Annotated in this window: 12 protein-coding genes; 6 read left to right on the top strand and 6 right to left on the bottom strand. The window is 58.6% G+C overall.

The genetic code is table 11. The features are described from left to right. Positions 1–32: 32 nt before the first annotated feature. Genes ACR0JA_RS16410 through hslO form a run of 3 tightly spaced genes read right to left on the bottom strand, consistent with a single transcriptional unit; the run spans position 33 to position 2,759 of the window. Positions 33–1,187 carry a CCA tRNA nucleotidyltransferase gene (locus ACR0JA_RS16410; RefSeq protein WP_480577163.1) on the bottom strand — a complete coding sequence of 385 codons (1,155 nt, stop codon included), beginning with the start codon at positions 1,185–1,187 and terminating at the stop codon, positions 33–35. Then, positions 1,184–1,828 carry a CoA pyrophosphatase gene (locus ACR0JA_RS16405; RefSeq protein ID WP_480577160.1) on the bottom strand — a complete coding sequence of 215 codons (645 nt, stop codon included), beginning with the start codon at positions 1,826–1,828 and terminating at the stop codon, positions 1,184–1,186. The genes ACR0JA_RS16410 and ACR0JA_RS16405 overlap by 4 nt, the downstream gene beginning before the upstream one ends. Next, complete coding sequence (hslO, locus tag ACR0JA_RS16400) at positions 1,773–2,759, bottom strand: Hsp33 family molecular chaperone HslO (RefSeq protein WP_480577157.1); 987 nt, start codon at positions 2,757–2,759, stop codon at positions 1,773–1,775. The genes ACR0JA_RS16405 and hslO overlap by 56 nt, the downstream gene beginning before the upstream one ends. A 76-nt stretch (positions 2,760–2,835) precedes the next feature. On the opposite strand from hslO, the gene ACR0JA_RS16395 reads away from it, so the two are divergent. Further along, positions 2,836–3,279 (top strand): NUDIX hydrolase, encoded by a 444-nt coding sequence (locus ACR0JA_RS16395; protein WP_480577154.1) that lies wholly within the window; start codon positions 2,836–2,838, stop codon positions 3,277–3,279. Here the strand turns inward: ACR0JA_RS16395 and ACR0JA_RS16390 are convergent. Further along, positions 3,276–4,550: a PP2C family protein-serine/threonine phosphatase gene (locus tag ACR0JA_RS16390; RefSeq protein ID WP_480577151.1), complete on the bottom strand. Its 1,275-nt coding sequence runs from the start codon at positions 4,548–4,550 to the stop codon at positions 3,276–3,278. The two genes, ACR0JA_RS16395 and ACR0JA_RS16390, sit on opposite strands and share 4 nt — an antisense overlap. A gap of 147 nt (positions 4,551–4,697) precedes the next feature. Here ACR0JA_RS16390 and ACR0JA_RS16385 point away from each other — a divergent pair, with 147 nt between their 5' ends. Then, complete coding sequence (locus ACR0JA_RS16385; protein WP_480577148.1) at positions 4,698–5,027, top strand: Hpt domain-containing protein; 330 nt, start codon at positions 4,698–4,700, stop codon at positions 5,025–5,027. Positions 5,028–5,033: 6 nt separating this feature from the next. Here ACR0JA_RS16385 and ilvA read toward each other — a convergent pair whose 3' ends face one another. Beyond that, positions 5,034–6,260, bottom strand: coding sequence for a threonine ammonia-lyase IlvA (gene ilvA, locus ACR0JA_RS16380; protein ID WP_480577145.1), 1,227 nt, complete (start codon positions 6,258–6,260; stop codon positions 5,034–5,036). A 56-nt stretch (positions 6,261–6,316) separates the two neighbouring features. After that, positions 6,317–7,063 (bottom strand): hypothetical protein, encoded by a 747-nt coding sequence (locus ACR0JA_RS16375; RefSeq protein WP_480577142.1) that lies wholly within the window; start codon positions 7,061–7,063, stop codon positions 6,317–6,319. 160 nt (positions 7,064–7,223) lie between these two features. Here ACR0JA_RS16375 and ACR0JA_RS16370 point away from each other — a divergent pair, with 160 nt between their 5' ends. The 4 genes from ACR0JA_RS16370 to ACR0JA_RS16355 all read left to right on the top strand — a co-directional run bounded on the left by ACR0JA_RS16370 (position 7,224) and on the right by ACR0JA_RS16355 (position 11,035). Beyond that, positions 7,224–8,447 carry an argininosuccinate synthase gene (locus ACR0JA_RS16370; RefSeq protein ID WP_480577139.1) on the top strand — a complete coding sequence of 408 codons (1,224 nt, stop codon included), beginning with the start codon at positions 7,224–7,226 and terminating at the stop codon, positions 8,445–8,447. A 130-nt stretch (positions 8,448–8,577) separates the two neighbouring features. Further along, entirely contained in the window at positions 8,578–9,645 is a 1,068-nt protein-coding gene (locus ACR0JA_RS16365) for a YjgN family protein (protein WP_480577136.1), read from the top strand. After that, positions 9,581–10,690: a M48 family metallopeptidase gene (locus ACR0JA_RS16360; RefSeq protein WP_480577134.1), complete on the top strand. Its 1,110-nt coding sequence runs from the start codon at positions 9,581–9,583 to the stop codon at positions 10,688–10,690. Before ACR0JA_RS16365 ends, ACR0JA_RS16360 begins: the two co-directional genes overlap by 65 nt. A 60-nt stretch (positions 10,691–10,750) precedes the next feature. After that, positions 10,751–11,035 carry an SCP2 sterol-binding domain-containing protein gene (locus tag ACR0JA_RS16355; RefSeq protein ID WP_480577130.1) on the top strand — a complete coding sequence of 95 codons (285 nt, stop codon included), beginning with the start codon at positions 10,751–10,753 and terminating at the stop codon, positions 11,033–11,035. Positions 11,036–11,114 lie beyond the last annotated feature (79 nt).

Below are 11,114 nucleotides of genomic sequence, written 5' to 3'. Positions count from 1 at the left end.
TCAGCTTTGTCATCCCCTTTTGAGACTTCGACTTATTCCGCCAGCAATTCGTCGCGCGTCAGCGAAAAATCCGACGCGATCCAACGCGCCTCAAGTTCGGCCAGTTTCCTGCCCAGCGCCGGACCGGTGAATTCGGGGATCAGATCCTGCGCCTTGATCGGAAACCGCGCAGCGGCGCCGGTTTTCAGTGACTTGGCCATCTGAGGCGACCACGGCTGTTCCAGAAAGGCACATCGCAGCAACGTCTCGTGCAATCCGCCCTCGGCCCCGTAGCGAAAGCCCAGTTCGGCGATATTCGCTGTTCCGGCAGCCTCGTCGCGCATCCGCGTAAGACGCTGCATTTGTGCCCGGCTCAGGCGTAGGGTCACGGCCACCTCGGGTGGAGCGATGGCGGCCAAGCGGCGCACCGGGTCGGGGGCGGCGCCTGCGTCACCTTCGAGCTTGACCAGGACGGCCAAAGCCCGGTCATCCGCGCCCGGCAGGATTTGCGCCAAAACCCCGGCCTGCCGCATTGCTGCGACAGCTGGCGCGGGATCGGGGGCACCCAGCAGCTTTATCAGCTCGGCCCCAACCCGTTCGCGTGACAACCCGGTCAACCCGTCCAGTTGCGATGCAATAGCTGACAGCGCATCCGCATCGAACCCCGCCTCGGCTTCGCCATACCAGGCGTGAAAACGGAAATACCTCAGCGAGCGCAGATAGTCTTCGCGAATACGGTCCTCGGCTGACCCGATAAAGCGGACCCGCCGCGCTTGCAAATCCGGCAGACCGCCCAGCGGGTCCAGAATCTCGCCGTCCGCGCGGGCATAAAGCGCGTTCATCGTGAAATCGCGGCGGGCGGCATCCTCTTCGACCCGATGGGAAAAGGCGACAACCGCTCGGCGGCCGTCGGTTTCAACATCACGGCGGAAGGTGGTGACCTCGTGCGGGATGCCATCACTGACCACTGTGATCGTCCCATGGTCGATCCCGGTTGGAATCGCCTTCAGCCCCGCATCCTCGGCCAGAGAAATGACCCGATCCGGGTGCGCATCCGTAGCGATATCGATATCTGACACAGGGGCGCCCAACAGCGCGTTGCGCACGCAACCACCGACGAACAAAGCTTGCGCGCCCGCAGTCATCAGCGCGGTGCAAACGTCCTGCGTGGCGGGTTTGCCGATCCAGTCTTCGGTGATCCGTGTCATTCCCTTACCCGTGCGGCCAGCCCCCGCAGAATTCGCGCCGTTGCGCCCCAAATGTAATAGGGACCGTACGGAACAGCATAATAGTAACGCCTTTCGCCACGCCACCGGCGCGACTCGACCACATAATTCGCCGGGTTCAGAACATGTGCAAGCGGGACGGAAAAGACCTCGTCGACTTCGCCCGGTTCTGGGACAGGATCGAAGGGGTGGTCCAACACCGCAAGAACAGGTGTCACCGAGAATGAGGTGACGGTTTCATGCGTCGGCAGATGGCCGAGAATTTGGGGCATCTCGAGAGGCAGGCCGATCTCTTCCTGCGCTTCCCTCAACGCCGTGGCGGAAACATCCGCGTCGCCCTCGTCCTGTTTGCCGCCGGGAAAGGCGATCTGGCCCGGATGGTGTTTCAAGGCCGAAGACCGTTTGGTCAGAACAAGCTGCGGCGTCGCGCCGGTCAGCTGGATCGGGACAAGAACACCGGCAGGGCGCAGCTTGCGCCCTGCGGGCAGAACCACCTTGGGGTTGAGGTCAAAATCGCTTGACCCATCGCCCGGGCGGTTCAATGCCGCCGTCAGAACCGAAACCGTATCAGGCACTGTCCGTATCTTCAGCCTCGAACCCGACGGTGCTGGGGTCCAGCACATAATGCGCGCCACAGAACTGGCAGTCTGCCGTGACAGTGCCCTCCACGGTGGTCATCTTGGCGATGTCCTGCGCGGAATAGATCGACAGGCTTTGCCGCACGCGTTCCTCGGAACAGGTGCAGCCGAACTGCACCGATTGCGCATCGTAAACGCGGGGCTGTTCCTCGTGAAACAGACGCACCAGCAGATCTGTGGGCGCGATCGAAGGCCCGATCAGTTCCAGATCATCCACCGTATCCAAAAGGATATTCACGCGACCCCAGTTTTCGCCTTCTTCGCCGTCGACCAGATCAGCGGCGGTCAGAATCTCGCCAGACCCTTCTCCCGACGCCGCAAAGGGCGAGGCTTTGGGCATGTGTTGCAGCATGACGCCACCAGCGCGCCAGTGCTCACCCACACCGGGTTCGGTCGATTTGCCGAAACTCAGCGAGAACCGGGTCGGCAATTGCTCGGACTGCGCAAAGTAGGCCTCCGCACAGGCGCTGAGCGAACCACCGGCCAGCGGCGTGATCCCCTGATATGGCTGGGTGCCCTCGCCCTGATCGATCATGATCGCAAAATACCCCTCGCCCACCTGATCAAAGGGGGCGGCGTCGGTCAGGCGGTCGCGGTCAAAGCTGGCATAGGCGCGAATCTTTGCGGGCTGCCCGTCTTCTTGCGGCGCATAGTAATCGGTCGCGATCATCCGCACCGCACCTTTGGACTGAACCTGCAGGGACAGTTTCCAGCGCAGCGAAATGGTCTGGCCGATCAATGCAGTTAGCAGAGCCATCTCGGCCACAAGCGCCTCGACCTTCTCGGGATAGTCGTGTTGCTTGAGGATGCCGTCCAGCACACCGTCCAAGCGGGCCACGCGGCCACGCATGTCCGATACATCCAGTTGAAAGGGCAGGACGGTGTCGTCCCACGCGATTTTCGTTCCAAGAGACATGGGGTTTCCTTACACGCCACAGGTTGGCATACCGCCACCATATAGGTCGAACAATCCGGGTTGAAAGGGGCCATACATGATCAGGCGTTTTGGGGAAAGCCCTGTTCCGGGACAGACATATACGCGCCGCGCCGGAGCTTACGCCCTGTTGCCGCAGGGCCATCGTCTGCTACTCACTTGTCAGATGGAACCCGGCCCTGATCTGCAATTGCCCGGCGGAGGGATTGATCCCGGGGAATCGCCGATCACCGCGCTGCATCGCGAAGTGTTCGAGGAAACCGGCTGGCTGATCGCCACACCCCGCCGTGTCGGAGCATTCCGCCGATTCGCCTATATGCCCGAATACGATCTTTGGGCCGAGAAAATCTGCCTGATTTATCAGGCCCGGCCGGTCCGTTGGCTCAGCGCCCCGTCCGAGCCGTTTCACGAAGCGCTGTGGATGGATGCCTGCGACGCCGCGCAGATGCTCGGCAATTCCGGAGACCGTCATTTCGCCATGCGGTACCTGCAAGGCTGCTAAGTGCCGTTGTATTCGAAGAATACGGCGGACACATCGTCATCCATAGCGCCTTTGGGCGACATCGCCTGAGACAGACGCCAGAACAGATCGTCCAGAAACTCGGACCCGTCCCGCGTGCCCGATGCGCAGTCCACGGCCATGTCCCGCAGGCCGTCTTCGTCAAGGAACGATCCATCGGTCAAGCGGCATTCCGTGAACCCGTCCGAATACAAAAGCAGTCGGTCCCCCGGCTCCAGATAGGTCTCGGTTTGCTGAAACTGCACGTCCGGTAACAGACCGATCGGCAGGCCGCCCTCTCCCAGAAACTCGGTGCGACCGTCCCGGCGCAACACCAGAGGGTGCGGATGTCCGGCTTGTACCATTTTCATATGGCCGTTGCGCAAATCCACGATGGCGTAGACCATGGTAAAATATTCCTCGACACCTGTGTCGGCCATCAGGCGCGAATTCAGCTGCGCGGCAACCTCGGCCGGGGGCAGCAAGGCGTAGAATTTGTTGAACCGCCGCTCCATGGCGAGGTTCTGGTCGAAATGTTTGCTGGACAGGTACCCACCCAACCGGGCCGTCATCATCGCCGAGGTGATCCCGTGGCCCGACACATCGATGCTGTAAAACCCCAGCCGGTTTACCCCGGGCGAGAACATGCCAACCAGATCGCCACCGATATGACCGCAGGGTTTCAGCAACAGGCTGACCTGCGACTTTCCGAACGTCTTTTTCAGCTCGGGCACCAGTGATTCCTGGATCTTGCGCGCCTGCATCAGATCCTTGTCGATGGCGTCATGCACCACCCGCAGCTCGGCCAGGGCGGATTCGATCATCCGATTCTTTTCGGACAACTCACGCTGCATAAGCAGGATCCGCGCGCCGGCGGCGATACGTGCACGCAGCTCGTCCGCCTCAAGCGGTTTGATCAGAAAATCATCTGCCCCGGCGTCCAGACCGCGCGCGACTTCCTGCTTTTCGCTCTTGGACGTCAACAGGATGAAATAGCTGTATTGGTCCGTGTCCAGCGCCCGAAACGCCTGGCAGAATTCAAGCCCGCTCATTCCCGGCATGACCCAGTCGCTGAGAACCAGATCGGGCGGTTCGGCCTTGCAGATTGCAATCGCATCCTCGCCGCTGTCGGCCTCAAGCACCTCGAAGCCCCATTTCTTGAGCGACGCCACCAGAATGCGACGCTGCAGGCGGCTGTCATCGACGATCAGTACCTTCTGAATTGCGCCGAAATCGGGATCAACCCTGGTTTCGGCTTGGCTGCTTTGTGACACTCTGACTATCCCGATCGGCCGCAATGCCGCCAGACTAGGTGCGGGTCGCTTAACATCGGATGAAAGCCCGATTGCATTCCGCTTAACCGGCTGTTTACGCGGGCTGGCATAACAATGACCCATCGCGCATCAAGGCGGAGGCGGGCCATGATTGACTGGCCAAGGGTCAAACAGTTGCGGCACGAAGTGGGCGCGGAAGAATTCGACGAGGTCTTGCAGATATTTCTGGATGAGGTGCAAGAGGTCCTGACCCGGTTGCCGCGGGAAACCAGCGATACCCAGATGGAACAGAACCTGCACTTTCTGAAAGGCAGCGCGTTGAGCCTGGGATTCGATCGGTTTTCCAAGCTGTGTCAGGACGGAGAACGTCGCGCCGCCGAGGGCGCTGGCAAGGAAGTTGATATCCCCGGAATCATCGCCAGCTTTGATCAGTCCAAGGCTGTCTTCGATGCCGGGCTAACGCAAAATCTGGACTGACACGGCCTAGATTACGAATTGCGCCAGCGTCTCATCTTCGGTGATGTCCGTGTAGGTGAAACCAGTCTCATCCAGATGGGCGAACAGGCGTATGAAATTCTCGGGTTTGCGGGTTTCGATCCCGATCAGGACCGAGCCGAAATTGCGCGCTGATTTCTTCATGTATTCGAACCGGGCAATGTCGTCTTCGGGGCCGAGGATATTCAGGAACTCTTTCAGCGCACCGGGGCGCTGCGGCAGGCGCAGGATGAAATACTTCTTCACGCCAGAATAGCGCTGCGCGCGTTCCTTGACTTCGGGAAGGCGCTCGAAATCAAAATTGCCGCCCGAGGTGACACAAACGACCGTCTTGCCACGGATAAAGCTCTGCACATCACCAATGGCCTCGACGGCCAGGGCGCCGGCGGGTTCAAGAACGATGCCCTCGACATTCAGCATCTCGATCATCGTGGCGCAGATGCGATCTTCGGACAGGGTCAAGACGTCCGACAGGTGGCGCGTTTTCAGCAATTCGAACGGTTTCTCACCGATCCGGCCCACGGCAGCCCCATCAACAAAGGTATCCACGTGATCCAGAGCCACCGGATGCCCAGCCGCCAAAGCGGCGCGCAGGCAGGCCCCGCCCGAAGGTTCGACAAACAGACAGTGGGTCCGGTCCCCGAACCAGGTCGCCACGCCCGAGGACATGCCACCGCCGCCAACCGGCAGCACCACATGATCCGGCACGCGGCCCAACTGTTCTTCGATCTCGGCCGCCAACGAGGCTTGCCCCTCGATCACGTCATCGTCGTCGAAAGGCGACAGGAAATACCCGCCCTGTTCAGCGCACCATTTCTGTGCGGCAGCCAGAGTGTCATCGAAATAGTCGCCGGTCAGATGAATCTCGACATTCTCGCCGCCAAAAATCCGCGTCTTCTGAATCTTCTGCTGCGGCGTCGTGACCGGCATGAAGATCACACCCTTCACATCCAGATGCTTGCACATATAGGCCACGCCCTGCGCGTGGTTGCCCGCGCTGGCGCAGACGAACAAATCCTGACCTTGCTGCTTACGCATGGCATTGAACGCGCCCCGGATCTTATACGAGCGCACCGGGCTGAGATCCTCGCGCTTGAGCCAGATATCGGCCCCGTAACGGTCGGACAAATGGGCATTCCGCTGCAACGGCGTTGCCGGAAAGACTGAGCGCATCGCCTGTTCGGCTGCGCGGGCGCGGGTCATGAAATTACTCATGACCGTGTCAGTGGCTTATCCTGAGCAAAAGGGCAAGGAATACATATGTGTACGGGTCAGCTGAGTTCGCGCTTTTCGATGAATACGCCATAGATTGTTGTCAGAATGCTGACGTTTATCAGCGGAACGATCACCATACTCGCGAACAGAACGATCAATACACCGATGATCGGGATGAAAAGCAATATGGAAGCCAGCAACTGAAGAAGAATTTGGAACATCACAGACAAGACAACCAGCAGCGCGATTGCGCCACTTGCACCCGATGTGGCCTGCCACGCCTCGGAAAGCTTTACTGACTTACCAATCGCAGCGCCAGGCAATATCGGTGATGCGCGATAAAACGCCAGGGTCAAAACGATGACCAAACCGACCCAGAAAATGCTCCCTAGTACAGCCGAGGATTGCGCCAACATACTCATGATCAGCGCTGCCGGAATCATAATGACAAAAGCCAACAGGAACAGCATCAGAAGACGCCCAAAATAGGCGAGAACCCGGTCAAATCTGAAAGGTGGGACCAGCCCGGTTGGATACTCCTCCAGCAGGACAAAGCGGTGCCAAGAGACGACGATCCAAAGCATGACTCCAAAAACAACCACCACGATGCTCAGCAGAAATCCGGTGAATGATCCGGCAGTCACACCTTCCGGGAACCCGGTGGTTTCGCTGTTGAATTCTTCAAGCGGGATACCGAACAGAAAGAACAGACCAACCACCAACGCGCCGCCAATAAACGCAGGTACGACAGATATTTGCAAAGCCTGCGTCAGATTCCTAAGAACCATCTTCACCGAATGCACGAAAATCTCCAATCCCAGCACGAAACCCGCCCTCTCAACCAATCCTTGTTCTCTATCCGCCCGTTTCACCCCAATTCCTGACCTGCGTCAATCCACACAGCTTGCCCCCACGTCCAAAACCCGTTAGGGGCCAGTCGTTCTACGCATAAAGGGAAGTCAGATGTCCGCGCCCAAGAAAGTTGTTCTGGCCTATTCCGGTGGCCTTGATACCTCGATCATTCTGAAATGGCTGCAGACCGAGTATGGTTGTGAGGTCGTGACCTTCACCGCCGATCTGGGTCAGGGCGAAGAGCTTGAGCCCGCCCGCAAGAAGGCTGAACTGCTTGGGATCAAGCCCGAGAACATCTATATCGAGGACATCCGCGAGGAATTCGTTCGCGATTTCGTTTTCCCGATGTTCCGCGCCAATGCGCAGTATGAGGGGCTGTATCTGCTGGGCACGTCCATTGCGCGCCCGCTGATCTCGAAACGTCTGGTAGAGATCGCTGAGGCGACCGGTGCCGATGCCGTGGCCCACGGCGCGACCGGCAAGGGCAACGATCAGGTCCGGTTTGAACTGGCCGCTTACGCTCTGAACCCCGACATCAAGGTGATCGCCCCATGGCGCGAGTGGGATTTGACCAGCCGCACCAAACTGTTGGAATTTGCCGAGGCGAACCAGATCCCGATTGCCAAGGACAAACGCGGTGAGGCGCCGTTCTCGGTCGATGCCAACCTGCTGCACACCTCGTCCGAGGGCAAAGTTCTGGAAGACCCTGCCGATATGGCGCCGGATTATGTCTACCAGCGCACCGTCCACCCCGAGGATGCGCCGAATGAGCCCGAGTTCATCGAAATTGGCTTTGAAAAAGGTGACGCCGTCAGCATCAATGGCGAGGCGATGAGCCCCGCGACCATCCTGACCAAGTTGAACGAATATGGCGGCAAGCACGGTATCGGTCGCCTCGATCTGGTCGAAGGCCGGTTCGTTGGCATGAAGTCGCGCGGCATCTACGAAACTCCCGGCGGTACCATCCTGCTGGAAGCACACCGTGGCATCGAATCCATCACCATGGACCGCGGCGCGATGCATCTGAAAGACCAGCTGATGCCGCAATATGCCGAGCTGATCTATAACGGCTTCTGGTACTCGCCCGAGCGGGAAATGCTGCAGGCGGCAATCGACAAGTCTCAGGAACATGTCACCGGCACGGTGCGCGTGAAGCTGTACAAAGGTCTGGCCTCGACCGTGGGCCGTTGGTCGGATCACTCGCTCTATTCTGAGGCACATGTGACGTTCGAGGAAGACGCCGGCGCCTATGACCAAACGGATGCGGCGGGCTTTATCCAGTTGAACGCGTTACGCCTGAAGCTGCTGGCGGCGCGCGACAAACGGGTCAAGTAACTCAAGGTAAAGTTGCAGTTCATTGATGCGACGCAACTTTGCCTAAATAATGCCCGGTTGATTGATCACCGATAAAGGGCCGTCCCAAGCGCGGGTCGGCCTTTTTTTGATCAATCCAATTGAGGCATCCATGCAGACAGAAGCGCAACAAGGCATCCCGACAGATTTCGAGTTCCGGGGGTCAGCCGGTGAATTTTTCGGAATCTGGATCGTCAACCTGTTGCTGTCGATCGTGACACTGGGCATTTACAGCGCCTGGGCAAAGGTCCGGACCAAGAAATACTTCTATCAGAACACCTATGTCGCTGGACGCAGCTTTGATTACCACGCAACCGGAAAACAGATTCTGATCGGCCGCCTGATCGTGGTGGCAGGGATCATCGCCTATTCGGTTCTGGCCGTCATTCCGTTGCTGAACCTGCTTATGCTGCTGGGCCTGCTGGGCTTGATCCCATATCTGCTGGTCCGGTCGCTGCGGTTCAATGCGCGGATGTCCAGCTGGTCGAACGTGCGATTTGTATTTCATGGAACAACCGGGAATGCGGCCATGAACTATTTCCTCTACCCGATCATCGCGGCCCTGACGCTTTACACCACATGGCCGTTTGTCACCCGCGCGGTTCAGCGGTTTCACGTGAATGGCCACACATTCGGAAAGACACCGATGTTTTTCGACGCGCCGGTCGGACCATTTTACAAGGCGTTGTTGGCCGCCTTTGTCTGGGTTCTTTTCGCCGCGATTCTTGCGATCAGTTTCGCTGGGAACGGCACCGGCGTGCTAGAAGCCTTTCGGGCTATTGAGGACAATCCAGAGAACATCATGGCTGTAGTCACGATATTCTCGATCTACGGAGCCATGTTTCTGATCCTGATCCCGGCCGCAATCATATATCACACTATGGTTCGGAACGTCGTCTACAACTACACGGTTCTGGGCGACAATCATCGGTTCTATTCGGATGTCTCACCGCTGCGGATGCTTTGGATTTCTGTTTCAAACTTTGTCGTCGTCGTCATGACACTTGGCCTGATGCTGCCCTGGGCACATGTGCGCCGGGTGCGCTATCTGGCCAGCCACACCACGTTCATCCCAGGCGGGCCGCTGGATGAGTTCATCGACGATGTGACTGCGAATGTCAGCGCCATTGGCGATGCTTACGGCGATATTGAGGGTTTCGATATCGGCCTCGCGGTCTGACGTGGCACCAGCGCCCAAAGACATCGGCACGTCCGTCACCGGGCGCGCCTATCCTCCGCTCAGCTCGCGCGAGGTGCCGGTGCGTTTTGCCATCGGTACCAATACGGCCTGGCTGATTGACGGAAACGAACGGGTCATGGCCCGTTCGAACCCGGACGAATTGAAGATCGAGCCTCGTGTTGGCAAAACCGAACGGCGCGTGATCTTTCCGGACGGAACCCTGTTCCTGACCAACAACCACGACGCGCTCGAGCATGTGATCGGGGATACCAGCGGCTCGATCCTGCATGGGTTCGAGCGGCTTCATCCCCGGCTGATCGTTGTAACTCTGGCTTGTATTGTCGGCATCTGGGGTGTCTGGAAATACGGACTGACCGTTTTGGTTTCGTTGGCGGTGTGGATGACACCGCCCACCCTGACAGCAGCGATAGACAGCAGCGCGTTGCAGACCATCGATACCCTTATCGCCGAGCCCAGCGCCCTGCCCACCGACAAACGGGACGAGGTTCGGGCTAGTTTCGACCAAATTCTGGCGGCGCTGGGTCCCGAGGCCGAGCGACATGTCTACAAGCTGGAGTTCCGGCACCTGCCAGGCATGGGCCCAAATGCATTGGCCCTGCCAAACGGGACGATTGTGATAACGGACGACCTGGTCAAGGTTGCCTCAAGGGATGCAGTAGCGGGTGTTATCGGGCACGAAATTGGTCATGTGGCCGAACAGCACGGGCTGCACCAGATCTACCGCTCGGTCGGTGGGTTCGTTCTGATCAGCCTGCTTGCGGGCGATACCGGACCGATTCTGGAAGACGTGTTACTGGAAGGCAATCTGATCCTGTCACTGTCCTATTCGCGCCAGCACGAACTGGCTGCCGACCGCTTTGGCGTCGCCCTTGCGGATCGCGCCGGGTTTGACCCCGATGGGTTGGGCGAGTTCTTTGACCTTATGGCCGAAGAATATGGCGATCACGAGGATGACTGGTTCAGCACCCATCCAGGTTTCAGCGATCGGCAGAACAACCTGCAAGATCTGACCCAAGGTCACTAGAAATACGCCCTTGTCCGCCTATGACGCGCTGCTTAAGGGTCCCCCGACAGGAGGACCCAAATGACACTCAGCACCATAGCCGGCGACATTCAGAAAAATCTTGTGGGCAAGACCTTCGACGGAACGCTCAAATTCGATTGTGGTGACGAGGGCGTTATCGTTTTGGCCGACAACTCCGCCACCACTGTTGACCGCGATACCGACTGCACCATCCGTATCTCGCGTGACAATCTGACCAAGCTGTTGACCGGCAAGCTGAACCCGATGACTGGCGTTGCTTTAGGCAAGCTGAAAATCTCGGGCAATATGGGGGTGGCGATGAAACTCGGGCAGCTTCTGGGATAAATTCGTTTCACCAGCCCGTGACCAACGATGACAACGGATTGCATGACCCGGAAACACACGGCAGCCTGAGTGTCGAAGG

This window comes from Ruegeria sp. AM4, assembly GCF_056540665.1.
This window is presented reverse-complemented; position numbering and strand designations above follow the sequence as displayed.

Coding starts and splice junctions, on each gene's coding strand:
- ACR0JA_RS16385 (WP_480577148.1), top strand. CDS start 4,698: ATGATTGACTGGCCAAGGGTCAAACAGTTGCGGCACGAAGTGGGCGCG.
- ACR0JA_RS16355 (WP_480577130.1), top strand. CDS start 10,751: ATGACACTCAGCACCATAGCCGGCGACATTCAGAAAAATCTTGTGGGC.
- ACR0JA_RS16405 (WP_480577160.1), bottom strand. CDS start 1,828: ATGTGCTGGACCCCAGCACCGTCGGGTTCGAGGCTGAAGATACGGACA.
- ACR0JA_RS16410 (WP_480577163.1), bottom strand. CDS start 1,187: ATGACACGGATCACCGAAGACTGGATCGGCAAACCCGCCACGCAGGAC.
- ACR0JA_RS16370 (WP_480577139.1), top strand. CDS start 7,224: ATGTCCGCGCCCAAGAAAGTTGTTCTGGCCTATTCCGGTGGCCTTGAT.
- ACR0JA_RS16395 (WP_480577154.1), top strand. CDS start 2,836: ATGATCAGGCGTTTTGGGGAAAGCCCTGTTCCGGGACAGACATATACG.
- hslO (WP_480577157.1), bottom strand. CDS start 2,759: ATGTCTCTTGGAACGAAAATCGCGTGGGACGACACCGTCCTGCCCTTT.
- ACR0JA_RS16365 (WP_480577136.1), top strand. CDS start 8,578: ATGCAGACAGAAGCGCAACAAGGCATCCCGACAGATTTCGAGTTCCGG.
- ilvA (WP_480577145.1), bottom strand. CDS start 6,260: ATGAGTAATTTCATGACCCGCGCCCGCGCAGCCGAACAGGCGATGCGC.
- ACR0JA_RS16360 (WP_480577134.1), top strand. CDS start 9,581: ATGTCAGCGCCATTGGCGATGCTTACGGCGATATTGAGGGTTTCGATA.